The organism is Arenimonas composti TR7-09 = DSM 18010 (genome assembly GCF_000426365.1).
Lineage (GTDB): Bacteria > Pseudomonadota > Gammaproteobacteria > Xanthomonadales > Xanthomonadaceae > Arenimonas > Arenimonas composti.
Map to the genome: position 1 here is coordinate 160149 of NZ_AUFF01000002.1, position 24001 is coordinate 184149.

The following is a 24001-nucleotide window of genomic DNA, read 5'->3' on the forward strand; positions in this document are numbered from 1 at the left end:
CGCGGGTGGTCGGGCGCCCGCCATCGATCAGACCGCGTCCGACAGGGAGGTGAAGGTGAAGTCGCGCAGCTTCATCGGCGGGATCATCATCGTGAACGGCGACTCGTCGTCGCCGAGGCGCACCGGCAGGCCGAGCTCCTCGATGTTGTTGAGCATGATCACCGGCGATTCGTTGAAGCGGAAGTTCTTGATCGGGTACTTGATCTCGCCGTTCTCGATGTAGAAGGTGCCGTCGCGGGTCAGGCCGGTAAGCAGTACGGTCTGCGGGTCGACCATGCGGATGTACCAGGTGCGGCTGACCAGGATGCCCTTCTGGGTCGACTTCACCAGTTCGGCGGTGGTCTTCGTGCCACCGGCCATCAGGATGTTGCCGGGCTGGCCGACTGCGCGCTTGCCCTTCTCCTTCGCCCAGTAGCGCGAGTACTGCAGGTATTCGACGACGCCGTTCCTGACGATGTGGTGCTTCTCGCGCGGCAGACCCTCGCCGTCCCAGGGCATCACCTCGGCACCCGGATGCCACGGATCGGCCCAGATGTTCACGCGCGGGTCGTAGACCTGCTCGCCGACCTTCGTGCCGCCGCCCTTCTTCGACAGGAAGCTGCGGCCCTCGTCGGCGGAACGCGCGTCGAAGAAGAACATCATGAAGTTGATCAGGCCGGCGGCCGCGGCCGGCTCCAGGATCACCGTGTACTTGCCCGGCTCGAGCGCGCGCGCGTCGACCGAGTCGCGCGCCTTCTGGATCGCCACCGCGATCGACTCGTCGGCGTCGAACTTCGTGATGTCGGCGACGTTGCGGGTCACCCAGCCGGAGCCGCGGCCGTCGGCGGTGCGCACGGTGCAGGTGTAGTCGGCGCCGGTGGACTTCGCGTAACCGAAGTTGCCCTTGTTGTTGGCGAATGCGAAGAAGCTCTGGCTGTCCTGCAGGAAGCCGGCGGCGACCAGGTTCCCGGCCTTGCTCGGGTTGATCGAGGCCTCGGCGATGCGGGCGCGCAGTTCCGGGGTGATGTCGGCGGTGGCCTGCACGAAGGTCGCGCTCGGCCGGTAGGTCTGCTTCTCGAGCGCCGGCATGTATTCCGGATTCTCCGGCGCCAGCTTCGCCAGTTCCTCGGCGCGGCGCACGCAGCGCTCGATCGAGGCGTCGTCGAAGCTGTTGATCGTCGCCGTGCCCTCGCGGTTGCCGAACGCGCACGAGACGATCAGGTCGCAGTCGCTGACGATGCCGCTGGTCGACACGGCGTTCAGCGCGAAGCGGATGTTGCCGCTGATCGAGCCGGCGAGGGTCGCGGTGCAGTCGTCGGCGGTGGACAGCGAGACCGCCTTCTGCAGGATGGCCCGCGCCTGTTCTTCGGTGAAGATGCTCATGGATGGGTCTCCGGGCTCAGCCGAGGTTGCGGGCGGTGTTGATGACGTTGATGCCGTCGAAGCGGGCCGTCGACGCGCCGTGCGAGACCGCCGAGACCTGGCCCGGCTGGCCCTTGCCGTCGAAGAACGAGCCGTTGAGGCGGTAATCCGACTCGTCGCAGATCGCGCTGCAGGCGTTCCAGAACTCCGGCGTGCGCATCTGGTAGGCGACGTCCTCGATCATCCGGCCGAGCTTGCCGTTCTTGATCTCGTAGAACAGCTGGCCGCCGAACTGGGCGTTGTAGCGCTGCTGGTCGATCGAGAAGGAGCCGTCGCCGACGATGTAGATGCCGTCCTCGACGTCCGAAATCATCTGTTCGACGCTCAGCGGGGTCTTGCCCGGCGCCAGCGACACATTGGCCATGCGCTGGAACTGCACGCTCGACCAGGAATCGGCGTAGCAGCAGCCGTCGGATTCGGTCTTGCCGAGGATGTGCGCCTGGTCGCGGATGGCCTGGTAGTCGACGAGCACGCCGTCCTTCACCAGGTCCCAGCGCTTGGTCTTGACGCCCTCGTCGTCGTAGGCGACCGCGCCGAGACTGCCTTCCTGCACCTTGTCGGCGAACAGCGTGACCTTGCCGCTGCCGTACTGGAAGCGGCTCTCGCGCTTGTCGAGGGTCGCGAAGCTGGTGCCGGCGTAATTGGCCTCGTAGCCGAGCACGCGGTCGAGCTCCAGCGGATGGCCGACGCTCTCATGGATCGTCAGCCACAGATGGCTCGGGTCGAGCACGAGGTCGTACTTGCCGGGGCGAACCGACGGTGCCGACAGCTTCTCGCGCGCCTGCTTGGCGGCGGCGGTGGCGTCCTCGAGCATGTCGTAGCCGAGGCCGTAATTGACGACGCCGTTCGGCGCCACGAAGCGCTTCGGTTCCTGCAGGTATTCCCAGCCCATGCCCATCGGCGCCGACAGGCCGTCGCGGGTGCGGAACTTGCCGGACTCCTTGTCGATCGCGGTGACGGTGAACGGCGCCCAGATGCGGTGCACGTCCTGGTCGATGTAGCTGCCGTCCGTGGAGGCGAAATACTTCTGCTCGTTGACCAGGAACAGCGTCGAGTTCACGAAGTCGGCGCCGGCGGCCATCGCCGCGGCGTTCACCGACAGCAGCAGCTCGACCTTCTCGCTGATCGGCACCTCCATCGCATTGCGGCGGATCGGCGTCCGCCACGCGACTTCACCGGCGCCCTTGACCGGCGCCAGCTGCACCGGCGTGGTCTGCAGGCGGGCGTTCGCCTTCGCGATCGCCACGGCCTGCCGGGCCGCGGTCGCGACGGCCTCGTTGCCGAGGTCGCGGGTCGCGGCGAAGCCCCAGGCGCCGTCGGCGATCACGCGGATGCCGACACCGGAAGATTCGGTGTTGACGACGTTCTGGACCTTGTCCTCGCGGGTCACCACGAACTGCTGCAGGTAACGGCCGATGCGCACGTCGCAGTAAGTGGCGCCGGCGTCGCGGGCGGCCTGCAGGGCGGTGTCGGCGACCGCCTTCTTCAGCGCGATGTCGATGCCGGAGACGAGCTCCGCGGCGGCGATCGTGCGGCTGTAGGGCATCAGCAGGCCGGCGAGGCCCACCCCCGAGATCGTCAGGAAGTCTCGTCTGTCCATCATTGGCTCCAGCGGGGAAGTCGTGCGGACCGCGCAGCGCGCGGCAGTCACCAGCCCGTCGACTCTGTCCAGCCCGGTGCGACGGCGTCAAGTCAACTTCCGGCCTACCGTGGTTCCGTCTTCCGTTTCGCCAGCCGGTCTGCGGTACGTCGCCCGGGCCTCCGGTACGTCGCCCGCGCCTGCGCTCCGTCGCCCGCGCTTGCGCTACGTCGCCCGGGCCTCGGCGAAGGACACGAGCTGTTTTCCTGCGCGTGGCTCGGAAAACACTCGTGCCCTTCGCGGAGGCCCGGCCCGGTTTTCGCTGGCGGTCCGGCTGCTGCAGTCCGGGCGCGCAAGGTGGCTTTGGCCGGTGATTCGCTGCGGGTCCGCGAAACAACCGCCCTGCGTGGCGATCGGCCCCTGCGGCCTGGAGCGGGCCAGCCAGCGGTGACCGCGGCGCTTTCGTCGCGGCGCGCGTGGGTCCCGTCCTCCGGTACCGGGAACGCCACGCCGACTGCAAGCTCGGTCTTGTCCGGAAGCGAACGCGGATCGCAACGACGCCGCCGCCTTACCTGGTTTCACCGATGCGCAGTCCTCCGGCCGCACCGCAACATCGCGACTCCCGGAATCGGGGTTAACGGGCCGACGCCGTCGCCGCGCGCAGCGCGCGGCGCGCGAAAGGTTTCCGGAGGATCGGCAACGGGCGGAACCGGGCGTTGTGCAAGCCGGCGCAGCGTCCGCGTTCGGCCCGGAACACGATCGAGATCGCAGTCGGCGTGGCGTTCCCGGTACCGGAGGACGGGACGCACGCGCGCCGCGAGGGCGGCTCCGCGGTCACCGCTGGCTGGCCCGGGGCCCGCCGCACAGTCCGATCGCCGCGGCTGGCGGTTGTTCCGCGAACGCGCAGACAGTCCATCGGCCCGCGTGGTCAGCGCGCCGACGTGGCCCGTCGCCGGAGCCACGAGGGAAACCGGGCCGGGCCTCCGCGAAGGGCACGAGTGTTTTCCGAGCCACGCGCAGGAAAACAGCTCGTGTCCTTCGCGGAGGCCCGGGGGACGTACCCGGAGTTTTCCGGGGCCCGGGGGACGTACCCGGAGTTTTCCGGGGCCCGGGGGACGTCCCCGGAGTTTTCCGGGGTGCGGCTGGTTCCGCCCGGCTTCAGCCGGGGACGGCGAGGCTGGACGAGGACGTCGAGGAGAGAACTGCAATGGCCAGCCGCAATCCCGGACCCTGGATCGCCCTGCTCGCCGCCGCCGTCGCCGGTGGCGCCCTCTGGTTCTTCTGGCCGCGGACGGCACCCGCACCGGCGCCGGTGGCCGAAGCGCCGCCGGTCGCGGCGACGCCGACGCCGATGCCGGAGCCGCCCGCGCCGACCTATCCGGTCGAGCAGATCCCGGTCGACCCGATCCTGCCGGCGATCGAACTGCCGGCGCTCGAGGCCAGCGATGCCGGCTTCCTCGATGCCCTCGCCGGTGTGTTCGCGCAGTCGCGCGACTACCTCGTCGGCGAGTTCGTGATCCCGCGTCTGGTCGCGACCATCGACAACCTGCCGAAGCGGTCGCTGACGCGGCAGATCTATGTAGCCCGTCCGGCCACCGGCGAGCTGCACATCGCCGACGCCGACGGCCGACAGTGGCTCGATGCCGGCAACGCGGCGCGATACGACGGCGCGGTCGAGGCCTTCATGCGCAGCGATTCGCGCCAGCTCGTGAGCCTGTACGTGCAGTGGTACCCGCTGTTCGAACGCGCCTGGCGCGAGCTCGGGGAGTCCGATCGCCGCTTCAACGACCGCCTGGTCGAGGTGGTCGACCACCTGCTCGCGGCGCCGGAGATCAGCGGCCCGATCGAACTGCGCCGCGATCCCAACCGTCCGCGCTGGATCTACGCCGACCCCGAACGCGAGGCCGCGTCGGTCGGCCACAAGGCCCTGTTGCGGCTCGGTCCGGACCACGCGGCGCGGGTCAAGGCCAAGCTTCGGGAAGTGCGCGCCCTGCTCGCCGGCACTCCACTCCAGGAGCCGGGAAACGCGTTGTAGGAGCTTCAGCCGCGATCCCTACCCCCTCGCGAAGCGTCCGCGCCAAAGGCGCGGGCCCTCTCTGGTTCCTCGTTCCTCGTTCCTCGTTCCTCGTTCCTCGTTCCTCGTTTCTCTGCTTTTCGCTAGTCTCGATCCATGAACCCCCTGCACGCCCTCGGCCGCCGCCTGGCCGCCTTTCTGGCGAAGCCGCGCGAGCGCAACAGCCATATCCCGACGAGTCCGTGGGGGCTGCTGGCGGCGACGCTGCGCAAGGGCGATGTCGTGCTGGTCGAGGGCAGCAGCCGCTTCTCGTCGGCGATCAAGTACCTGACCCAGTCGACCTGGTCGCATGCGGCGCTGTACATCGGCGACACCCTCGGGCCGCCGCCGCCGGGCGAGGAACCACGGGTGCTGGTCGACGTCGACGTCGTGCAGGGCGTGCGCACGATTCCGCTGGGCGAATTCGCCGGCCTGCATACCCGCATCTGCCGGCCGGTCGGCCTCCGCGCGGACGAGATCGAGGCGCTGATCCGCTTCATGCTCGACCGCAAAGGCATCACCTACGACCTGAAGAACATCTTCGACCTCGCGCGCTACTTCATCCGCACGCCACCGCTGCCGGGTTCGATGCGGCGGCGCATGCTGGCGCTGGGCAGCGGCGAACCGACGAAGGCGATCTGCTCGACCCTGCTCGCGCAGGCCTTCGAGTCGATCCGCTACCCGATCCTGCCGGAGGTCGAGATCGCCGACGGCCGCGGCGACGCCGCGAGCCGCGGCGCCAGCGAACGCGCACGCCGCGAGATCCTGCACATCCGCCACCACAGTCTTTACGCACCGCGCGACTTCGACGTCTCGCCCTTCTTCCAGATCGTGAAGCCGCGGATCGAGATGGGTTTCGACCACCGCACGCTGGAGTGGCGTGTGCCCGGCACCGGACGCGCCGACGCGGCTACCGCGACCGGCGGCGGTGAGACCGACTGGGACGACGCGCGCAGCGGCTGAAGGCGTGGCTTCCGGCCCATTGCCGCAGGTTCGGTGCAGGCGGCAGTTTCCGGCGGGCACAGCGGGAGGGTGGCGATGGCGGACAGGAACCGGCGGGGAATCCGTGGTGTCGTGGCGGCGGCGCTGGTCGCCGTGCTGGCGGGGACGGCGGTCGCGGCGGACGATCCTGCGGCGCCGGCGGTGCCCGAAGCGTTCGCCGGCGAACTCCCGGCCGGCGTTCGCCTGCTGCGCGGTCAGAACGCGCCTCCGCGCCAACCCGACGGCAACAGCCTGCTGTTCGCGACTCCGGCCGGCTGGCTGGCCTTCGACAGCGGGCGGCATCCGCAACACGCGCAGGCGCTGATCGCGCTGGCGGCGGAACACGACGACGCGACGCCGGCCGCGATCGTGGTGCTGGTGAACAGCCACTGGCATCTCGACCACGTCGGCGGCAATCCGCTGCTGCGGCAGGCGTTCCCGCGCCTGCAGGTGCTGGCGTCGCCGGCGATCGACGCCGCCCTCGCCGGCTTCCTCGCGCGCTATGCCGAACAGCTGCGCGAGGCGCTGGCGCAGCAGCCGGACGCGCCGCAAGCCGCGGACTGGCAGGCCGAGCTGGCACGGATCGAGGCCGGCGATGCGCTGCGCCCCGACCGGGTCGTGTGTGCCGACGAAGAGCTCGCGCTCGGCGGCCGGCGTTTCCTGATCGGCGCTGCGGCCGGCGCCAGCGACGGCGACCTCTGGCTGCTCGACCGCGAGCGCGGCGTGCTCGCGGCCGGCGACCTGGTGACGCTGCCGGTGCCCTTCCTCGACACCGCCTGCCCGGCGAACTGGCAGCCGGCGCTCGAGCGCCTCGCCGCGCAGGAATTCACCGTGCTGGTGCCCGGGCATGGGCCGCCGCTGACCCGCGCCGGTCTCGAGGTCTACCGGCGCGCCTTCGACCGGCTGCTCGCCTGCGCGGCGTCGCCGGCGCCGGAAGCGGCGTGCATCGACGGCTGGATCGCCGATGCCGCGCCGCTGCTGCCGGACGAAGGCCAGCGCCGCCTGGCGCGCGACATGCTCGGCTATTACGTGCCGCAGAGCCTGCGCCGCGCCGATGCCGGCCGCTGCGCGCCGCCCCCGGCCGCCGCGCGCGGCTGAGCTGGCCAACCCGGCACCGGCCCGCCGCGGCCGGCCCGTCGCGACCGCCCGCCGCGACCGGCCCGCCGCGACCGCCCCGTCGCGACCGGCCATCGGGTCCGCGGCGGCCGGCCGTCGGCGCGGCGCCGCGTCCGCGTTGTCCGCGCCGGATTTCCGGTGTCGAATCGCTGCGGGCCGACGCCGGCCCGGAGCCGCCATGCCGCCGACCCCCGCCGACGCCCTGCAGGACGACGCCGCCTTCCGCCGGCGCCGGCAGGTCGTGCTCGACAGCTGGCAGCGCTCGCGCATCGCCGGTTTCCTGTACGTGTTCGGCTGGGTGGTGGTGGCCTGGATCGGTGACGTGTTCGCGCTCGCGCCCGCCTGGGGGGTGGCGGGCGCAGTGGTCTTCCTGGTGGCGGCGATCCTGCGTCTGCGCCTGCCGCCGCCGGCCGCCGAGGACCGGCCGGGGCACGACCGCTGGCTGCTCCGCTACGGGGCCGCATTGACGCTGGCACCGCTGCTGTGGGCGACGGCGCAGACCTGGCTGCTGCTGGATCCGCGTTTCGGGGCCGACGCGGTGATGGTGTCGGTGATCGCGACGATCGGTTACGCAACGGTGATCGCCAACGTCTACACGACGATGCCGCGCACGGCGGCGATCGGCGCATTCGTGCTGTTCGCGCCGATGCTCGCGGCGCTGTGGCTGCAGCCGGCCTACCGTGCGCTGGCGGTGGCCTGCACGCTGTACGCGGTCTACCTCGGCGGTGCGCTGCCGCGCAGTGCGCGCGAGTACCGGCGCCGGCTCGACCTCGACGCGGCGCTGCACGAACAGCGCGATCGCTACGAGCGCCTGAGTCGCACCGATCCCCTGACCGCGCTGGCGAACCGGCGCGAGTTCGGCGTCCGCCTCGCGGAGGCCACGCGCATGTCCGGCGATGCCGGCTTCGCGCTGCTGATCCTCGACGTCGACCACTTCAAGCGGATCAACGACGAACACGGCCACGCGGTCGGCGACGCCTGCCTGCGCGCGCTCGCCCAGCGCCTGCGCGCCGCCTTCGCCGGCGACGGCGGCCTGGTCGCGCGGCTCGGCGGCGAGGAGTTCGGCGTGCTGCTGCCCTGCGACGGTGCGCAGGCGAAGGCGCATGCGGAAGCCTTCCGCGCCGCGCTCGCGGCGACCCGGCTCGACTGCGAGGGACGCGCGGTGGCGGTGACGGTGAGCATCGGCGTCTGCGGTTTCGTCCCGGAGCACCACCGCGACGGCGACGGCCTCTACCGCGCGGTCGACCGGGCGCTGTACGCGGCGAAATCGGCCGGCCGCGACCGGGTGGCCGCCGGCGACGGCTAGAATTGCCGCTGTTTCCGCCCGGAGTTCCCGATGCGTCCCGGCCTCGATCCGGCCTCGGAAGTACTGTTCCTGCCGCTGCAGACCGGCGCGCTGGCCTGGCCGGCGCCCGGGCGCGGCCGCGTGCTCGGCGCCCGCGCCGGCGAGGCCGCGAACGCGGCGCGGGCGCAGTCGCTGCTGTTCGAGCAGCCGTTCCGACCCTGGGCCGCGGCGCTCGAGCGCGACGGCCACCGCGTCGTCGCCGAGCTCGACGGGACGCCGGCGGACGCGGTCGACCTGGTGCTCGTGCGGGCGCCGCGGCAGCGGCTGGAATCGCGCGCCACGCTGGCGCGTGCGCTGGCACTCGCCGGCGGGCACGGGGTGGTCGTCGCCTGCACCGGCAACCAGGAGGGCGCGCGTTCGCTGCAGGCCGACCTCGCGGCACTGGCCGGACCGTTGACGGTCGAGAGCCGCGCCCATTGCCGGGTGATGTGGACACGGCCCGGCGCCGCCGGATTCGCGCCGGCACTGCGCGCCGAGTGGGCCGCGCTGGACGCGCCGCGGCCGGTGCGCGAGGGCCGCTTCACCAGTCGGCCCGGGGTGTTCGCCTGGGATCGCATCGATGCCGGCAGCGCCCTGCTGATCGAGGCGCTGCCGGCCGACCTCACGGGGCAGGGCGCCGACCTCGGCGCCGGCATCGGGGTGCTCGCCGATGCGGTGCTGGCGCGCGCACCGGGCGTCACCGGGCTCGACCTGTTCGAGGCGAACGCGCGTGCACTGGCGCTGGCACGACGCAACCTCGCCGGCGCGCGGGTTCCGCTCGGCTTCCACTGGCACGACGTCGCCGCCGGGGTGCCGGGGCGCTACGACTTCATCGTCACCAATCCGCCGTTCCACGCCGGCCGCGAGGACGACCCCGGCCTCGGTCGCGCCTTCATCGCCGCGGCGGCGGCAGCGCTGCGTCCACGCGGGCGGCTGCTGCTGGTGGCCAATCGCCATCTGCCTTACGAAGGCGCGCTGGCGGCGGGCTTCGCCGACGTGCGCGTGCTGCGCGATGCCGGCGGCTACAAGGTGATCGGGGCGGTGAAGGCATGAAGCTGCTCAGACTCGTCGCGAACCTCGGCTACGGCAGCCGCAAGCAGGTCACCGCCCTGTTCCGCGCCGGCCTCGTCACCGACCTCGACGGCGAAGTGCTGTACGGCGACGACGTCGTCGATCCGGCCCGCGTGCTCGTCGACGGCGAGCCGCTGGATCCTGCGCCGGGACTGCTGCTGATGCTGCACAAGCCGACCGGCGTCACCTGCTCGACGAAGGATCCCGGCCGGGTGATCTACGACCTGCTGCCGCCGCGCTTCCGCCTGCGCGAACCGCGGCTGTCACCGGTCGGCAGGCTCGACCGCGACACCTCCGGCCTGCTGCTGATGACCGACGACGGCCAGCTGCTGCATCGCATCACCTCGCCTAAGTCGGGGCTCGACAAGGTCTACGTCGCGACCCTCGCGCAGGACCTGCGTGGTGACGAGGCGGCGCTGTTCGCCGCCGGCACGCTGATGCTCGAGGGCGAAACGACGCCGCTGCGCCCGGCCGAACTCACGGTGCTCGGTCCGCGTCACGCACGCCTGGTGCTGCACGAAGGGCGCTACCACCAGGTGCGGCGGATGTTCGCCGCCACCGGCAATCACGTCGTCACCCTGCACCGCGAACGCGTCGGGGGCCTGGAACTGGGGGGGTTGGCGGCGGGTGAATGGCGGATCCTCCCGACCAGTGATCGTGAACGGATCTTCGCGGGACCGGCTGGCGAGTAGCGACCGCAGCGACGTGAGTAGCCGTCGGAAACGCAGGCTGCGCGCGACTCTCCGCGCTTTCCCAGCCAGCGTGCACGCGTATGCGTTCCTGAAGGCTGTCGAAACTGAACATCCGTTGCCGTTCCGATTCAATCCGAATTCATCCGCTGAGCGGCTATATGCAGCCCGTGGACATCGGGTCCATGCCTGCTGCGAGGATCGACATGAAAAAGACCCTGCTTGCTTCCCTGACGAGCCTCGTGCTCGCCGGCGCCGTGGCGATGCCGGCCATGGCGCAGAGTGCGCGTGGCGAAGCGGCGCGCGATGGCCGCTCGCATTCGGCCGACGTGCGCGGCGGTGCGCGCAGTGGCGATGCCCGTTCCAGCCGTGACGATCGTGGCGACCGTCGCGGCAACCGCGAGGAACGCCGTGACGACCGTCCGGTCGCCCGTGACGATCGCCGCGACAACCGTCCGGTGGTTCGCGACGACCGTCGCGACAACCGCCCGGTTGTGCGTCCCGACAACCGCGGTGACCGTCCGGTCGTGCGTCGTGACGACCGCCGCGACAACCGTCCGGTGATTCGCCACGACAACCGCCCGGCCGTCCGCCACGACCCGCGGCCGCCGGTGCGTCACGACCCGCGTCCGGTCGTGCGCCACGACCCGCGCCACGATCGCCGCGACCACCGCGACTATTCGCGCCGCGACGATCGCCGCTGGAACGGCCACAACTGGCATCCGCAGTACCGCTACCGCGCCCCGGTGCGCTACGTGTATCCCCGCGACTGGCGTCCGTCGTACCGCTGGCAGGTCGGTTACCGCCTGCCGCCGACCTACTACGCGCGCGACTACTACGTCGATTACCGGATGTACGACCTGCCGCCGCCGCCGTACGGCTACCACTGGGTCCGCGTCGACCGCGACATCGTCCTGGTCGCGCTGGCCACCGGCCTGATCCGCGACATCCTGTACGGCTTCTACTACTGAGCGCCGTCACAATCCGCGTGGTACCGAGGGGCCGGCACGTCCGGCCCCTCTCTTTTGCGGATTAGAATCACGCTCCTTCCACGCCCTGGAGCGCCATGAGCCGCCGCCTGTTCGCCGCCGTACCGCTGCTCGTCGCCGGTTTGGCGGCCGCTTCCGAAGAGGCGGTGCCCACCGCCGTGCTGGTCGACCACCGCTTCGACGAGGTCCACCAGCTCTGGCCGGGCGACCTGGATCTGGAATTCGTCGACATGTCCTCGGCGATGCCCGGCCAGGGCATTCCGAGCTCGGGCAACATCGCCGCCGATGCGCTCGGCTTCGCGATCGCCGGCCTGATCGTGAACGCCACCGCAGACGAGGCCGCGCAGCGGCGGGTCGACGCGACCCTGGAGCCGCTGAAGCTCGCGCTCGGCGAGAAGGGGTTCCAGGCGGCGTTCCGCGCCGGCTTCGGCGACGGGCTGGCGCGACACGGGATGGCGCAGCAAGGCCTCGCCTTCTCTCCCGGCAAGGTCGAGACGGCGCTGTTCGAACGGCTGGCCGCCGCCCGCACGAGCCGCCGGTTCGTGCTCGTGCGCCCCGGCCGCTATGCCGACGGCGCCTACCCGCTGCCGGTCGCGATGCACGACAGCGGGCGCCAGTTGCGGCTGGCGGTCGATGTCGATGTCCGCCAGGGCAACCGCAACCGGATGTCGGGCCTGATCCGCCGCGACATCGTCTGGTACACCGACCCGCTGCCTGCCGCCGATCGCGACGAGGCGCTGGCCGCCTGGCTCGCCGACGATGCGGCGCAGGCGCGCGCCGCGATCAGCGCGGCGGCCGCGGACCTGGTCGGGCTGGCGGTGACGGAACGCGAGCTGCCCGATGTGCCCCGTGATGCCGCGATCGGCGTGGTCGGCGAACTCGGGCTCGAGGAGTTCGCGGGCGTGCTGGTCGACGAGGGCGACGGGCGGGTGCTGATCTACACCCGCGACCGCACGCTGGTCTCGCTGCCGGCCGGGCGCGTGGTCACCGGCGACGACCTCGTCGCCGCACGCGACGGGGAAGCGCTGCGGCGTGAAACCGCGCGCGCGATCCTGCGTGGGCAACCGGTCGGAGCCGAGCAGCATGTGGCGCGCGAGGCGCCGGCGGGCAAGTCGATGGACGATTCGACGATCGAAGGTGAACCGCAGCCCGGGGCGGCGCCGGTAGGCGAGGAGGAAGCCGACCCGGCGCAGGACGACGTGGCCCCCGCCGAGCCCGTCGCGACAGGCGTGTAGCGCGGATTCGTTAGCGCCGCGTGCAGGCTTCCGGCGGCGGGCCCTCACGTTTCGCTGAGGATTTTTTCAGGCTTGGTTCGCCGCCCCTTTGGCACCTTGGGGTCGAAGCTGGACACCGGCTTCGTCCCCCCAACGGAACGCCGAAGGAGAAACACATGAAGACTTTCAACCGCAGCCTGCTGACCGCCGCGCTGGGTTTCGCGCTGAGTGGTTTCGCGTTCGCGAACGATCCGGACCTGACCGGTTCCGCCGACCCGGTTCCGAACGAGCCGCTGACGCAGACCGCCACCGACCTGCCGATGACCGGTGACCGCAGCGATGCGAGCTTCGCCGACCTCGACACCGATGCCGACGGCTACCTGACCGCGACCGACATTCCGGCCGAGCACGAGCTGTCGCTGCAGTTCTCGGTGGCCGACACCGATAACGACCAGCGCCTGAGCCAGGCCGAGTTCGACGCCTACACGGGCTCGCTGGAAGAGGACGAGATCGCCGAGTAAGGCGTAGCGGCATCCACGCCTTTCATGGCGGGGCGGGGCGGACGGTCGCGACGACGTCCGCCCCTTCTTCTTGCGCGCCGTCGGGGAACAGCCCCGGCTGCGGCAGCAGCTGCCCGTGCGCGACGAAGTTGCCGAGGCCGACCCCGACCAGCCGGTAGCGGGTCGCCGCCGGCAGCGCGACGCGTTCGCGCAGGGCGAGGGCGACGGCGGTGACTTCGGCCAGCGACGCCGGCGGCACCGGTGGGGTCAGGCTGCGGCTCAGGATGCGGAAGTCGGCGGTCTTGAGCTTCAGCACGACGGTGCGCGGCCGGCGGTCCACTTCGCGGGCGGCGCCGGCCCAGGCCTTCGCGGCCAGCCGCACGATCGCCTCGGCGGTGTCCACCAGCGGCACGTCGGTCGCGAAGGTGTCCTCGGCCGAGACCTGGGTGGTCGGCCGCTCGGAAACCACCGGGTGCTCGTCGATGCCCAGCGACAGTTCGTGCAGGCGCCGGCCCCAGCGCCCGAAACGGGCCTCGAGCAGCGCCGCGCCGAGCGCGCGCAGTTCGCCCACCGTGGCGACGCCGAGTTCGCCGAGCTTCGCCTCCATCACCTTGCCGACGCCGGGCAGGCGGCCGACCGGCAACGGCGTCAGGAAGTCGAGTGCGGCGGCCGGGCGGATCACGAACAGGCCGTCCGGCTTGCGCCAGTCGCTGGCGATCTTGGCGAGGAACTTGTTGCCGGCGATGCCGGCCGAAGCGGTGAGCGCGGTTTCTTCGCGGATCGCCGCGCGGATCGCTTCGGCGATCGCGGTGGCGCTGGCGAATTCCGATTTCGGCGCGGTGACGTCGAGATAGGCCTCGTCGAGCGACAGCGGCTCGATCAGGTCGGTGTGGCGGGCGAAGATCTCGCGCACCTGTCGCGACACCGCCCGGTAGCGCACGAAATCCGGCGGCACGAACACCGCCTGCGGACACAGCTTCTCCGCCCGCAGCGCCGGCATCGCCGAACGCACGCCGAACTCCCTGGCCTCGTAGCTGGCGGCGCAGACCACCGAGCGCGCGCCGCGCCAGGCGACCACCACCGGGCGCCCGCGCAGCGCCGGGTCGTCGCGCTGTTCGACCGACGCATAGAACGCGTCCATGTCGATGTGGATGATCTTTCTCAAGTCGCTTCCACGACCTACGAACTGAGCGCAGTCCGGTAGCGGCGGCTGCAGGGCACGACGGTGCCGTCCTTCAGGTGCACGCGGGCATCGCCGGTGTCGAGCGGCTCGATCGAGCCGATGTGGTCGAGATTGACGATGTGGCTGCGGTGGACGCGGCGGAAGCGCGCCGGGTCGAGCCGGCCTTCGATCGCGGTGATCGTGCTGCGCAGCGGGTACTCGCGGCCGCGCACGCGCAGGTTCACGTAGTTGCCGGCGGCGTGCAGGGCCTCGATGTCCTCGGCGGCGATCAGGAACTCGCGGCCGAGCTTGCGCACCAGGAAGCGCTCCGGGCGCTCGACCGGTTCCACCGGCGGGCTGTCGTCGTCGGGGGCGTCGAGCAGGCTCGCTTCGCCCTGCAGCCGGCGCAGTCCGAAGCGGTAGGCGGCGATCACCGCCACCATCGACACGAACGTGCGCACATCCTTGACGTACTCGTAGAGGAACTGCCGGCCCCAGGGTCCGAAGTCGTAGTCGCCGCCGCCCCAGGCATAGGCAAGTTCGCGCAGGCCGACCATGCCGAGTACGTGGCCGAGGCTGAACACGACGCTGGCCGCCGCATACAGCACCAGGTGCCGGCGCCAGCGCTCGCGGTCGAGCGGGAAGCGGCGGGTGAACCAGACCAGGGCCGGCACCAGCGCCAGGAAGGTCAGGGCGCTGCTCCATTCCCAGACCACCGGTTCCGCCGGGTGGAAGACCAGGCCGGCCCGCGCCATCTCCATCCGGACGGTGATCGAGTTGCCGATCGCCGAGACCGCGATGTTCATGACCCAGAAGCCGATCTCGACCCAGCGCCGCCAGGGCGCGTATCGGGCGTAGGCGGTGGGGGTGGGGGCGGGCGGCATCGCCGCATTCTATTGGCTGGGATCGGTTCGTACCTCGTACGAACCAGGAACTCGTCCCGGCCATCCGCGTTCCGTCACCAGGGCCGGCGATTCCGTCACCCTGCGGTCGCCGCTTTCCAGCCGCCGGGCCAGCCTGCGCTCCCCATCACCGGAGCCCGCCATGTCCCGCCGCCACGACCTCGACGCCCTGCGCGTCCTGGCCCTGCTGTCCCTGATCGCCTACCACTGCGGCATGCTCTACGTCGCCGACTGGGGCTGGCACATCAAGTCCGGCTATCTGCAGGAGTGGCTGCAGTGGCCGATGCTGGCGATGAACCGCTGGCGGATGTCGCTGCTGTTCCTGATCTCGGGCATCGCCATCGGCCTGTACCGGCCGGAACGCGAACCCGGCCGCTTCGCCCTGATGCGCACCTGGCGGCTGCTGCTCCCGCTGCTGTTCGGGATGTTCGTGATCGTGCCGGTACAGGCCTATGCCCAGGGTGTGACCAACGGGACCGTCGAACCCGGCTACGCCGCGTTCCTTTGGCGCTACTGGCAGGTACAGCCCTGGCCGGCCGGTGGCTGGGACGGCGCCGAACACGGCATCACCTGGAACCACCTGTGGTACCTGGCCTATCTGTGGGTCTACACCCTGCTGCTGGCGGCCGCACTGCCGCTGCTGCGGACCCGGCCCGGGCAGCGCCTGCAGGCCGCGGTCGCCGGCCTGAGGGGCTGGAAGCTGTGGCTGCTGCCGGCGCTTCCGTTGGTGCTCTACGTCGAGCTGCTGCTGCCGCGCTTCGAGCCCACCAACGACCTGCTGCACGACGGCTTCCAGCACGCCCAATTCCTGACCGTGTTCGGCCTGGGCTTCCTGCTCGCGCGCAGCGAGATCTTCTGGGCGGAGCTGCGCCGGCTGCGGCGGCCGCTGGCCGGTGGTGCGCTGCTCATGATCGCGGTCTACGTGCCGCTGCTGCTGTCGGGCGTCGAGTTCGCGGAGCCGGCGCTGGTGGCGATCCGCGCCCTGCGGGGCCTGCTGGTCTGGACGGTGCTGCTGGCGGTCGTGGCCTGGGCGCAGCACGCGCTGAACCGGCCGTTCCGCTGGCTGCCCTATGCCAGCGAGGCGGTCTTCCCCTGGTACGTGATCCACCAGAGCGCGACGGTGCTGGTCGCGTACTGGGTGGTGCCGCTGCAGCTCGGGGTCTGGCGGGAAGCGCTGCTGGTCGTCGGCGGCACGGTGCTGGCCTGCGCCGCCGGCTACGAATTCGTGCGCCGGGTACCGCCGCTGCGGCCGCTGTTCGGGCTGAAGTTCAGGCCGCGCGCAGCCGGAACCGGTCGCGATAGTCGGCCGGCGTCAGCGACGTCGCCCGCTTGAACAGCTTGCGGAAGCTCGAGGCATCGGAATAGCCGCAGCGCTCGACGATCTCCTCGAAGCTCAGCAGGGTGGTCTCGAGCAGGGCCTTCGCGCGCTCCACCCGCAGGTGCTGGATGTGCGCCAGCGGCGGCACGCCGTAGTGCTGGCGGAAGTGCCGCAGCAGGCTGCGTTCGCTGGTGCCGCAGGCGCGCGCGAGGTCGGCGACGCCGATGTCCGCGTGCAGGTTGCGCTGCAGGAAGTGTTCGGCCTTCTCCGACAGCGAATGCCGTGGCCGCTCGGTCAGGGCGAGGCTGATGTAGGGCGCCTGCGACTGCCGGTCGGGGTCGATCAGCATCATCCGGCCGGTGTGCTGGGCCAGGCCGGTGTCGGTGCGCCGCGCCAGCCACTGCAGCACGAAGCCGAGCACGGCGGTGCTGGCGCCGGTGGTCGTGAACGGGCCGTCCTCGACGACCATGCGGTCGATCTCCAGCCGCACCTTCGGATAGCGGCGGCGGAAGGCGGAGGCCAGCCACCAGCTGGTGGTCGCGCTGCGGCCGTCGAGCAGGCCGGCCTCGGCGAGCAGGAAGGCGCCGCAGCAGCTGGCGGCGATCGGCACACCGCGCTCGGCTTCGGCACGGACCCGGGCGATCTCCGGGCCGTAGTCGGCGAGGCGGGCGACCACATCCTCGGCGCTGGCGTGCATGTAGCCGGGCACCAGCAGCAGGTCGAGTCCGGCGGGGCCGTCTTGCACCGGTCCGACCTCCAGACCGGTGGCGGTCGCCACCCGGTCCTGGCCGCGCGCGCCGACCAGGCTGGCCTCGAGGCGCAGCCGGGTCGCCGGCTCGCGGACCTGCGCCAGCCTCTGGGCGACCCGCAGGATGTCCATCGGTCCGGCCAGCGCGGACAGGATCGCCCCGTCCATCGCCAGCAGGCCGAGGCGGTGGTGCTGCTCAGCGGCCGACATGCACGACCCCCGAGTGCTGCTGCAGCCACGCGGCGACGCCGGCCGGAACGGCGAGGGCGCCGGCGACGGCGGCATCGCAGCCGACGATCGGCACCACACCGCGATGCCCGGGCGGCAGCGGGGTCGAGGACAGCGCCAGCAGGACCGGGCGGCCGAGGGCGTCGCTGCTCACCAGCCACAGGCCGGGCGGCAGCGCGGTACCGGTGCGGCACGCGGCGTCGACGCGCACCTGCAGGTCGGCGCCACGGATCGGCAGCAGGCGCCAGGCGCCGGAGGCGGCGTCGAGCACGGCGTCGTAGCGGGCGCCTTCGACGAATACGGCGTCGTCGGCCACCGGTACCGCCGCGGGCGCGGCGGCCGGGGCCAGCAGAAGGGCGAGGAACAGGGCGGCGAGGGCTTTCATGGCTGGCTCCACGGATCGGGCATCGGCCCGGGCAGCGACAGGATCGCGCTGGCGGTTTCCGCCCGGCAGTGGCGAAAACGACGGGGAGCGGGCGGATTCGGCCAGTGTCGGGCTTTTCCGGCCCGCCGGAGGCAGAGGTAGAGATAGGAGATAGAGGTAGTGGATAGGCGCGGCGTGCCCGGGTTCGCCGGGTGCTGCAGGGAGGACGCTGGAGGGGAGGCAGCCCCCCACCCGCGCCGACTACCTCTTACCTCCTGTCGGCTGACTCCATGCAGTCAGCGGTCGTCCTCGACATCGATCACCGCACCGGTGTGCCCGTTCAGACGGATCTCGACGCGGCGGCCGTCGGCGGCGACAGCGTCGGCTTCCCAGATCGCGTCGTCGAGTTCGAGGTCGGTGATCGTCGCGTAGCCGGCCGCCTGCAGGCGGGCGGTGATCTCGGCAGCGGTCAGCAGCGGGCGGCCGCCGCGGGCGTCGAGCAGTTCGCCGTCGGCGGCGACGATCGCGACGTCGTGCCAGCGGCCGTCGGCGGCGCGCACTTCGGCTTCCCACAGGCCGTCGTCGAATTCGACGTCACGGACCTCGGTGTAGCCGGCGGCGCGCAGCTTCGATTCGACGTCGGCGGGGCCGTTCACCGACTGGGCGGCGACGCTGCCGGCGGCCAGGACGAGGACGAGGGCGAGGGGGGTGTGGCGCAGGTTCATCGTGTTTCTCCGTAGGGCCGGGGGATCCGGTGGCGCCAGTTTCCCGATCGCGGCTCACCGCATCGTGAGTCGCCGGTTCACGATTCCGTTAGTCGGCCGCCGCAGACTGGCGCGCATGAAGAACCTCGTGATCGCCGTGCTTTCGCTGGCGCTGCTGGCCGCGCTGATCGCCCTGTGGCGGCCGCAGCGCGGACCGGCGCCCGGCCTCCCCGCCGCCGGCGCCGCCGCCGCCATCGAAGCCGCGCCGCCCGCCATCCGCGACGGCGATTCCCGCCGGGTCCGCGACGCGGTCGCCCGCGGCGAACTGGTGCCGCTGGAATCGCTGCTCGCCGACGCCGAACGGCGCTTCCCCGGCCGCGTGCTCGAGGTCGACCTCGACGACGGGGAATACGAGATCGAGATCCTCGCCGCCGACGGCCGCGTCGCCGAACTGACCTACGATGCCCGCGACGGCCGCCTGCTCGGGGTCGAGTTCGAGGACGACTGATGCGCGTGCTGCTCGCCGAGGACGATGCCGACCTGCGCCAGCGGATCGCCGCCGCGCTGCAGGCGGCGGGTTTCGTCGTCGACGCGGTCGGCGACGGCGTGCAGGCGGAATTCCTCGGGCAGACCGAGGACTTCGACGCCGCCGTGCTCGACCTCGGCCTGCCCGGCATGGACGGGCTGTCGGCGCTGCAACGCTGGCGCGACGGCGGCCGCGGCTTTCCGGTGCTGGTGCTGACCGCGCGCGGGCGCTGGCACGACAAGCTGGCCGGCTTCAATGCCGGTGCCGACGACTACCTGACCAAGCCCTTCCAGCTCGAGGAACTGATCGTGCGCCTGCGCGCGCTGATCCGTCGCAGCGCCGGGCACGCGCATCCGCGGCTGGCGGTCGGCGCGCTGGAACTGGACGTCAACGCCGGCCGCTTCAGCCTCGACGGCGCGCCGCTGCCGCTGACCGCCCAGGAATTCCGCCTGCTCGCCTACCTGATGCACCACCCGGAAAAGGTGATCTCACGCGCGAGCCTCGGCGAACACCTGTACGAGGGCGGCTACGACCCGGATTCGAACGTGCTCGACGTGATGGTCAGCCGCCTGCGCCGCAAGCTCGGCGCCGGCCTGCTGCATACCGTGCGCGGCCAGGGCTTCCTGCTCGGCACGACGCCGCCGTGAGCCCGCTGCGCTCGCTGCGCGGCCGCCTGCTGGCCGCCGGCATTCCCGGCATCGTGCTGGCGGCGGCCGGCGCCGCATGGCTGCTCGGTGCGGCCTTCGAGCGCAGCGCGCTGGACGCGCTCGACCGTCGCCTCGCCGACGACCTCGCCTACGTCGCCGGCGCCCTCGGCCGCGACGGCGACGGCGGCGTGCACCTGCGCCGCACGCCGTCCGACCGCCGCTATGCCGGCGTCTTCTCCGGGCACTACTGGTACGTCGACGACGGCAGCGACGACTTCCGCTCGCGTTCGCTCTGGGACCACCCGCTGGCGCTGCCGCCGCGGCCGCAGGGCACCGGCGACCTGCGCTACGGCGAACTCGCCGGCCCGCGCGGGCAGACGCTGCGTACGGCCGAGCAGATGCTGCGCCTGCCCGGCGTCGGCGCGCCCGTGCGGGTCTGGGTCGGCAGCGACATCGGCGAACTGCGCGCCGACGTCGCCTGGTTCCGCTGGCAGGTCGCCGCGGCGGCGGCGCTGCTGGCGGCGACGCTGCTGATCGCCGCGGCCTGGCAGGTGCGTTACGGCCTGCGGCCACTGCAGGGGCTCGCGGAGAAACTCGCGCTGCTGCGTCGCGGCCACGCCGCCAGCATCGATGCGGCGGCGCTGCCGGCCGAGGTCCGGCCGCTCGGCGAACACCTCGAGGAACTGCTGCGCCACCACGAACGCATGGTGCAGCGCGCGCGCGAATCGGCGCAGGACCTCGCACACGCGCTGAAGACGCCGCTGGCCGTGCTCGCCTCCGAGGCGGAGCAGCCCGGGCCGGCGCTGCCCGCGCAAGTCGACGAGCAGGTGCAGCGGATGCGGCGGGTGATCGAACGCCACCTCGCCGCCGCGTCGCCGGCGCCGGCGCATGCGGAGACCGCGGTGGCGCCGGTGCTCGAGCGCCTGCTGGCCTTCATGGCGTCGGCCTTCCGCGATCGCGGTTTGGCGATGGCGGCCGATGCCGCCACCGGGCTGAAGTTCCGCGGCACCGCCGACGATCTCGAGGAGATGCTCGGCAACCTGCTCGAGAACGCCTGCAAATGGGCGCGCGCGCGGCTGTCGGTGCGCGCCGGCCGCGACGGCGATCGCCTGTGGATCGACGTGAGCGACGATGGCCCCGGCCTGCCGCCGGAACAGCGCGCGGCGGTGCTGCAGCGCGGGGTGCGCCTCGACGAACGCGTCGCGGGCAGCGGCCTGGGCCTGGCGATCGTGCTCGACATCGCCGCGAGTTACGGCGGCAGCCTCGAACTGGACGACGCCCCCGGCGGCGGCCTGCGCGCGCGTCTGCGCCTGCCGGCCGCCTGAGCCGCCGCGCGCCTCAGCAGCCGTCGCGGCGGTGCAGCCAGCCGCGCAGTTCGCCGTCGCCGTCGCGGGTGGCGAAGACGTGGCCGCATTGCAGCGCCGGCGCCCGGTCGGGATCGGCGGGCAGCCATTCGCTGCGGCCTTCGCCGCGCAGGACGTCGGCGGCGGCGACCGCGGTCACCGCCTCGATGTCGCCGCCGGCCGGGTCGAGCAGGCAGTCGTAGCGGCCGCCGTCGCTGTCGCGCAGGCGCACGACGAGCCGGCCGGCGGCGCCCTCGCGCACGTGCACGACCGCGCGCACGTCGACGCCGGCATCGAGCGCACAGTGTTCGATGCCGGCGAGCCGTCGCGGAATCCACGCGCTCCAGTCGGCGCTGTCCTCCGGCGCATGGAAGTCGGGCGCGTGATGGACGTCGAGGCCGCGCACGGCACTGCAGCAGCCGTCTTCGCGGCGGCCGTCGGGCCAGCTCAGCGCGGCGGTGTAGGGCTTCGCGTTGCCGCCTTCCGGCGGGAAGCATGCGAGCGGGGTGAGCAGCGCGGCGAAGGACTCGCCGGGCGCGTCGAGCGGCGCCGCCCGCCAGGCGTGGCCGCTGCCGGTCTGCTTCAGTTCGCCGGCGAGTTCGGTGGTGCCGGCGTCCTCGCGCAGGCGGCCGCGACCGTCGGCGCCCAGGCGCAGGCGCCACGCGGTTTCCTGGCCGCGGCAGTCGAAGCGCAGGACGGTCAGCGAAGCATCGTTCGCGGCATCCGCGTCGTGACCGTCGGCGTCGCCGGCGGCGACGGGTCCCGCGGGAGCGGGGGTCGCCAGCGCGACCGGGTCGTTCGCGGTCGCGGCTTCGGAAACGGCCTCGCGCTCGCAGGCCGCGGCGAGGAGCAGGACGGGGACGAGCACGAGCGCGCGCTTCATTCGGCGGACTCCGGGGGGACGCGGCGACGATGCCGCAGCGTCCTGCCGGCGGCAATAGCGCAGGCGGGCGTCGTCACGCGGCTGAACGGATTCCGGCGCGGTGCGGCTTCGAAGTCAACGCGTTCCGCAGCGGCGGCGTTCTTGCCTCCACTGGCGGAATCCACCGCCGATCCGGAGACACCGATGATCAAGCGACTTCTTTGCCTGTCCCTCGCCGCCGCCAGCGGTCTCGCCTTCGCCGGTACCGCGCCCGCCACCGATGCCGAGCGTGATGCCCGCCGCGGCGAATGGCGCGAGCGTGCCGAAGCCCGCTTCAATGCGGCCGATGCCGACAAGGACGGCCTGATCGACCGCGCGGAGGCGGCGGCGTTCGGCGAGCGCTTCGTCGCCCGCTTCGACCGCCTCGACCGCGACAAGGACGGCAAGCTCAGCCAGGACGAACTGCGTTCCGGCCACCGCATGGGCATGCGCGGCCGTGGCCACCACGGCATGGGCTACATGGCCGGCCTGCTGCGCGGCATGGACGACGACGGCGACGGCAACATCACCCGCGCCGAACTCGGCACCAAGGCGCCGATGCTCGCCGAAAACTTCGACGTCATCGATCTGAACGACGACGGCGCCCTGAGCCGCGACGAACTGCGGGCCTTCCACGCCGCGAAGCGCGCCGAGTTCGCCGAAGCCCGCGGCGATCGCGAAGGCCACGCCGGTCATCCGCGCCGTCACCGCGAGCGTCCGGCCCAGGCCGACTGAGTTCCACGATGGACGACGCCCCGGCCAGCGATGGCCGGGGCGTTTTTTTGCCTGGGATCGGGGATCGGGGCGAGAATGGAGCGGTTACTCCAAATCCCCCAGGTGTGAAATGGCCGAGCTCAGAGAAGCGCGGGTGCCGGACATCGGCGACGACAAGGACGTTCCGGTCATCGAACTGCTGGTCGCCGTCGGCGATACGGTGAAGAAGGACCAGGGCCTGGTCACGCTCGAATCGGACAAGGCGACGATGGAAGTGCCGTCGCCGTTCGCCGGCGTGATCCGCGAGCTGAAGGTCGGGGTCGGCGATCAGCTGTCGGAAGGCTCGGTGGTCGCACTGATCGAGGCGGCCGAAGAAGCCGCGGCCGCGCCGGCGAAGCCCGCCGCGCCCGCGAAGGATCCCGGCAAGGAACCGGATCCCGTCGTCGAGCCGGTCGCCGCGAAGCCGGCCGCCGAAGCCGCCGCGCGCACGCCCGCCGCCGCCGCCCATACCGATGCGGCGCGCGCCGCCGCGCAGGCCCCGGCCAGCGATGCCGCGCCGGGCCGGTCCGCGCCGCCCGTCGCCTTCGATGCCGACGAACTGCTGCCGGGCAAGGTGCCGTACGCCAGCCCGGCCGTGCGCCTGTTCGCGCGCGAACTCGGCGTGGATCTCGCACAGGTTTCCGGTAGCGGCCGCAGCAGCCGCATCCTCAGGGAAGACGTCCAGGCCTTCGTGAAGAAGGCGCTCGAAGGTGGTCCCGCGCCGCGTACGTCCGGCGGCGGTGGCGGTGGTGGTCTGGACCTGATCCCGTGGCCGAAGGTCGACTTCGCGAAGTTCGGCCCGGTGGAATCGAAGCCGCTCACCCGCATCCAGAAGCTCAGCGGCGCCAACCTCGCGCGCAACTGGGCGATGATCCCGCACGTCACCCAGCACGACGACGCCGACATCACCGAGATGGAGGCCTTCCGCAAGCGCCTCGGCGAGGAGAACAAGGACGTCAAGGTCACGCCGCTGGTGTTCCTGATCAAGGCCGCCGTCGCCGCGCTGAAGAAGTTCCCGACCTTCAATGCCTCGCTCGACGGCGAGCACCTGGTGCTGAAGCAGTACTTCCACATCGGCATCGCCGTCGACACGCCCGACGGCCTGGTCGTGCCGGTGATCCGCGACGCCGACCGCAAGGGCCTGCTCGAGCTGGCGAAGGAGCTCGCGGAAATCAGCGCGAAGGCGCGCGAGAAGAAGCTGGCGCCGGCCGACATGCAGGGCGGCTGCTTCTCGATCAGCTCGCTCGGCGGCATCGGCGGCACCGGCTTCACACCGATCATCAACGCGCCGGAAGTGGCGATCCTCGGCGTCTCGCGCAGCGCGATGAAGCCGGTGTGGAACGGCAGGGACTTCGACGCGCGGCTGATGCTGCCGCTGAGCCTGAGCTACGACCACCGGGTGATCGACGGCGCCGCCGCCGCGCGCTTCACCGCCTATCTCGCGCAGGTGCTGGGCGACCTGCGCCGGCTGCTGCTCTGACGGAGGCG

23 protein-coding genes are annotated in these 24001 nt (G+C 72.0%); 15 read left to right on the forward strand and 8 right to left on the reverse strand.

The window, feature by feature from the left end:
- Positions 1-27: 27 nt before the first annotated feature.
- Both K311_RS0105010 and K311_RS0105015 read right to left on the reverse strand, forming a co-directional pair.
- Positions 28-1362: a TldD/PmbA family protein gene (locus tag K311_RS0105010; RefSeq protein ID WP_026816414.1), complete on the reverse strand. Its 1335-nt coding sequence runs from the start codon at positions 1360-1362 to the stop codon at positions 28-30.
- 16 nt (positions 1363-1378) lie between these two features.
- Positions 1379-3001, reverse strand: coding sequence for a TldD/PmbA family protein (locus tag K311_RS0105015; protein ID WP_026816415.1), 1623 nt, complete (start codon positions 2999-3001; stop codon positions 1379-1381).
- Positions 3002-4187: 1186 nt separating this feature from the next.
- Here K311_RS0105015 and K311_RS0105020 point away from each other — a divergent pair.
- The 9 genes from K311_RS0105020 (at position 4188) to K311_RS15415 (ending at position 12938) form a co-directional block, all read left to right on the forward strand.
- The gene (locus K311_RS0105020) at positions 4188-5015 is read left to right on the forward strand and encodes a DUF3014 domain-containing protein (RefSeq protein ID WP_026816416.1); all 828 of its coding nucleotides are present in this window, start codon (positions 4188-4190) and stop codon (positions 5013-5015) included.
- Positions 5016-5150: 135 nt separating this feature from the next.
- The gene (locus K311_RS15405; RefSeq protein ID WP_051239515.1) at positions 5151-5996 is read left to right on the forward strand and encodes a YiiX/YebB-like N1pC/P60 family cysteine hydrolase; all 846 of its coding nucleotides are present in this window, start codon (positions 5151-5153) and stop codon (positions 5994-5996) included.
- 75 nt (positions 5997-6071) lie between these two features.
- On the forward strand, positions 6072-7112 hold the full coding sequence (locus K311_RS0105030) for an MBL fold metallo-hydrolase (protein ID WP_081683280.1): 1041 nt from the start codon (positions 6072-6074) through the stop codon (positions 7110-7112).
- A gap of 196 nt (positions 7113-7308) precedes the next feature.
- Positions 7309-8436: a GGDEF domain-containing protein gene (locus K311_RS0105035; protein ID WP_051239516.1), complete on the forward strand. Its 1128-nt coding sequence runs from the start codon at positions 7309-7311 to the stop codon at positions 8434-8436.
- A 30-nt stretch (positions 8437-8466) separates the two neighbouring features.
- Positions 8467-9507 (forward strand): class I SAM-dependent methyltransferase, encoded by a 1041-nt coding sequence (locus K311_RS0105040; protein ID WP_026816419.1) that lies wholly within the window; start codon positions 8467-8469, stop codon positions 9505-9507.
- The gene (locus tag K311_RS0105045) at positions 9504-10217 is read left to right on the forward strand and encodes a pseudouridine synthase (protein ID WP_026816420.1); all 714 of its coding nucleotides are present in this window, start codon (positions 9504-9506) and stop codon (positions 10215-10217) included. The genes K311_RS0105040 and K311_RS0105045 overlap by 4 nt, the downstream gene beginning before the upstream one ends.
- A 203-nt stretch (positions 10218-10420) precedes the next feature.
- Positions 10421-11185, forward strand: a complete 765-nt coding sequence (locus tag K311_RS17515; RefSeq protein ID WP_051239517.1) for an RcnB family protein — start codon at positions 10421-10423, stop codon at positions 11183-11185.
- Between the two features lie 95 nt (positions 11186-11280).
- Positions 11281-12438, forward strand: a complete 1158-nt coding sequence (locus K311_RS0105055; protein WP_026816421.1) for a hypothetical protein — start codon at positions 11281-11283, stop codon at positions 12436-12438.
- 155 nt (positions 12439-12593) lie between these two features.
- Positions 12594-12938 (forward strand): EF-hand domain-containing protein, encoded by a 345-nt coding sequence (locus K311_RS15415; protein ID WP_043797066.1) that lies wholly within the window; start codon positions 12594-12596, stop codon positions 12936-12938.
- 22 nt (positions 12939-12960) lie between these two features.
- On the opposite strand, the gene dinB is transcribed toward K311_RS15415, so the two are convergent.
- Positions 12961-14082 (reverse strand): DNA polymerase IV, encoded by a 1122-nt coding sequence (dinB, locus tag K311_RS15420; protein ID WP_211223629.1) that lies wholly within the window; start codon positions 14080-14082, stop codon positions 12961-12963.
- Positions 14083-14096: 14 nt separating this feature from the next.
- On the reverse strand, positions 14097-14963 hold the full coding sequence (locus K311_RS0105070; protein ID WP_026816422.1) for a LytTR family DNA-binding domain-containing protein: 867 nt from the start codon (positions 14961-14963) through the stop codon (positions 14097-14099).
- A gap of 160 nt (positions 14964-15123) precedes the next feature.
- Here K311_RS0105070 and K311_RS15425 point away from each other — a divergent pair, with 160 nt between their 5' ends.
- Positions 15124-16314 (forward strand): acyltransferase family protein, encoded by a 1191-nt coding sequence (locus tag K311_RS15425; RefSeq protein WP_043797065.1) that lies wholly within the window; start codon positions 15124-15126, stop codon positions 16312-16314.
- Here the strand turns inward: K311_RS15425 and K311_RS0105080 are convergent.
- The 3 genes from K311_RS0105080 to K311_RS15430 all read right to left on the reverse strand — a co-directional run bounded on the left by K311_RS0105080 (position 16250) and on the right by K311_RS15430 (position 18364).
- Complete coding sequence (locus K311_RS0105080; protein WP_026816423.1) at positions 16250-17257, reverse strand: GlxA family transcriptional regulator; 1008 nt, start codon at positions 17255-17257, stop codon at positions 16250-16252. The two genes, K311_RS15425 and K311_RS0105080, sit on opposite strands and share 65 nt — an antisense overlap.
- Positions 17244-17660, reverse strand: a complete 417-nt coding sequence (locus K311_RS0105085; RefSeq protein ID WP_026816424.1) for a hypothetical protein — start codon at positions 17658-17660, stop codon at positions 17244-17246. The genes K311_RS0105080 and K311_RS0105085 overlap by 14 nt, the downstream gene beginning before the upstream one ends.
- A gap of 275 nt (positions 17661-17935) precedes the next feature.
- A complete protein-coding gene (locus tag K311_RS15430; RefSeq protein WP_051239518.1) occupies positions 17936-18364 on the reverse strand; it encodes a PepSY domain-containing protein in 429 nt (142 codons plus the stop codon).
- Positions 18365-18479: 115 nt separating this feature from the next.
- Between K311_RS15430 and K311_RS0105095 the strand changes: the two genes are divergently transcribed.
- Genes K311_RS0105095 through K311_RS0105105 form a run of 3 tightly spaced genes read left to right on the forward strand, consistent with a single transcriptional unit; the run spans position 18480 to position 20841 of the window.
- Complete coding sequence (locus K311_RS0105095; RefSeq protein ID WP_245570627.1) at positions 18480-18851, forward strand: PepSY domain-containing protein; 372 nt, start codon at positions 18480-18482, stop codon at positions 18849-18851.
- Positions 18851-19516, forward strand: a complete 666-nt coding sequence (locus K311_RS0105100; RefSeq protein WP_026816426.1) for a response regulator transcription factor — start codon at positions 18851-18853, stop codon at positions 19514-19516. The genes K311_RS0105095 and K311_RS0105100 overlap by 1 nt, the downstream gene beginning before the upstream one ends.
- Positions 19513-20841, forward strand: coding sequence for a sensor histidine kinase (locus tag K311_RS0105105; RefSeq protein WP_026816427.1), 1329 nt, complete (start codon positions 19513-19515; stop codon positions 20839-20841). Before K311_RS0105100 ends, K311_RS0105105 begins: the two co-directional genes overlap by 4 nt.
- A gap of 13 nt (positions 20842-20854) precedes the next feature.
- Here the strand turns inward: K311_RS0105105 and K311_RS18590 are convergent, their stop codons facing one another.
- On the reverse strand, positions 20855-21742 hold the full coding sequence (locus K311_RS18590; RefSeq protein ID WP_026816428.1) for a hypothetical protein: 888 nt from the start codon (positions 21740-21742) through the stop codon (positions 20855-20857).
- 183 nt (positions 21743-21925) lie between these two features.
- Here K311_RS18590 and K311_RS18595 point away from each other — a divergent pair, with 183 nt between their 5' ends.
- Complete coding sequence (locus K311_RS18595) at positions 21926-22495, forward strand: EF-hand domain-containing protein (RefSeq protein ID WP_051239519.1); 570 nt, start codon at positions 21926-21928, stop codon at positions 22493-22495.
- A 109-nt stretch (positions 22496-22604) separates the two neighbouring features.
- Positions 22605-23993 carry a dihydrolipoyllysine-residue acetyltransferase gene (locus tag K311_RS0105120; protein WP_026816429.1) on the forward strand — a complete coding sequence of 463 codons (1389 nt, stop codon included), beginning with the start codon at positions 22605-22607 and terminating at the stop codon, positions 23991-23993.
- Positions 23994-24001: the final 8 nt, after the last annotated feature.

What these genes read in the sequence shown, in the direction of transcription:
- K311_RS0105070 (WP_026816422.1), bottom strand. Translation starts at nt 14,963, where the DNA reads ATGCCGCCCGCCCCCACCCCCACCGCCTACGCCCGATACGCGCCCTGG.
- K311_RS0105080 (WP_026816423.1), bottom strand. Translation starts at nt 17,257, where the DNA reads ATGTCGGCCGCTGAGCAGCACCACCGCCTCGGCCTGCTGGCGATGGAC.
- K311_RS0105100 (WP_026816426.1), top strand. Translation starts at nt 18,851, where the DNA reads ATGCGCGTGCTGCTCGCCGAGGACGATGCCGACCTGCGCCAGCGGATC.
- K311_RS0105040 (WP_026816419.1), top strand. Translation starts at nt 8,467, where the DNA reads ATGCGTCCCGGCCTCGATCCGGCCTCGGAAGTACTGTTCCTGCCGCTG.
- K311_RS0105030 (WP_081683280.1), top strand. Translation starts at nt 6,072, where the DNA reads ATGGCGGACAGGAACCGGCGGGGAATCCGTGGTGTCGTGGCGGCGGCG.
- K311_RS0105120 (WP_026816429.1), top strand. Translation starts at nt 22,605, where the DNA reads ATGGCCGAGCTCAGAGAAGCGCGGGTGCCGGACATCGGCGACGACAAG.
- K311_RS15405 (WP_051239515.1), top strand. Translation starts at nt 5,151, where the DNA reads ATGAACCCCCTGCACGCCCTCGGCCGCCGCCTGGCCGCCTTTCTGGCG.
- K311_RS0105015 (WP_026816415.1), bottom strand. Translation starts at nt 3,001, where the DNA reads ATGGACAGACGAGACTTCCTGACGATCTCGGGGGTGGGCCTCGCCGGC.
- K311_RS0105020 (WP_026816416.1), top strand. Translation starts at nt 4,188, where the DNA reads ATGGCCAGCCGCAATCCCGGACCCTGGATCGCCCTGCTCGCCGCCGCC.
- K311_RS0105045 (WP_026816420.1), top strand. Translation starts at nt 9,504, where the DNA reads ATGAAGCTGCTCAGACTCGTCGCGAACCTCGGCTACGGCAGCCGCAAG.
- K311_RS0105085 (WP_026816424.1), bottom strand. Translation starts at nt 17,660, where the DNA reads ATGAAAGCCCTCGCCGCCCTGTTCCTCGCCCTTCTGCTGGCCCCGGCC.
- K311_RS15425 (WP_043797065.1), top strand. Translation starts at nt 15,124, where the DNA reads ATGTCCCGCCGCCACGACCTCGACGCCCTGCGCGTCCTGGCCCTGCTG.
- K311_RS0105035 (WP_051239516.1), top strand. Translation starts at nt 7,309, where the DNA reads ATGCCGCCGACCCCCGCCGACGCCCTGCAGGACGACGCCGCCTTCCGC.
- K311_RS0105095 (WP_245570627.1), top strand. Translation starts at nt 18,480, where the DNA reads ATGAAGAACCTCGTGATCGCCGTGCTTTCGCTGGCGCTGCTGGCCGCG.
- K311_RS18590 (WP_026816428.1), bottom strand. Translation starts at nt 21,742, where the DNA reads ATGAAGCGCGCGCTCGTGCTCGTCCCCGTCCTGCTCCTCGCCGCGGCC.
- K311_RS18595 (WP_051239519.1), top strand. Translation starts at nt 21,926, where the DNA reads ATGATCAAGCGACTTCTTTGCCTGTCCCTCGCCGCCGCCAGCGGTCTC.
- K311_RS15430 (WP_051239518.1), bottom strand. Translation starts at nt 18,364, where the DNA reads ATGAACCTGCGCCACACCCCCCTCGCCCTCGTCCTCGTCCTGGCCGCC.
- K311_RS17515 (WP_051239517.1), top strand. Translation starts at nt 10,421, where the DNA reads ATGAAAAAGACCCTGCTTGCTTCCCTGACGAGCCTCGTGCTCGCCGGC.
- K311_RS0105055 (WP_026816421.1), top strand. Translation starts at nt 11,281, where the DNA reads ATGAGCCGCCGCCTGTTCGCCGCCGTACCGCTGCTCGTCGCCGGTTTG.
- K311_RS15415 (WP_043797066.1), top strand. Translation starts at nt 12,594, where the DNA reads ATGAAGACTTTCAACCGCAGCCTGCTGACCGCCGCGCTGGGTTTCGCG.
- K311_RS0105010 (WP_026816414.1), bottom strand. Translation starts at nt 1,362, where the DNA reads ATGAGCATCTTCACCGAAGAACAGGCGCGGGCCATCCTGCAGAAGGCG.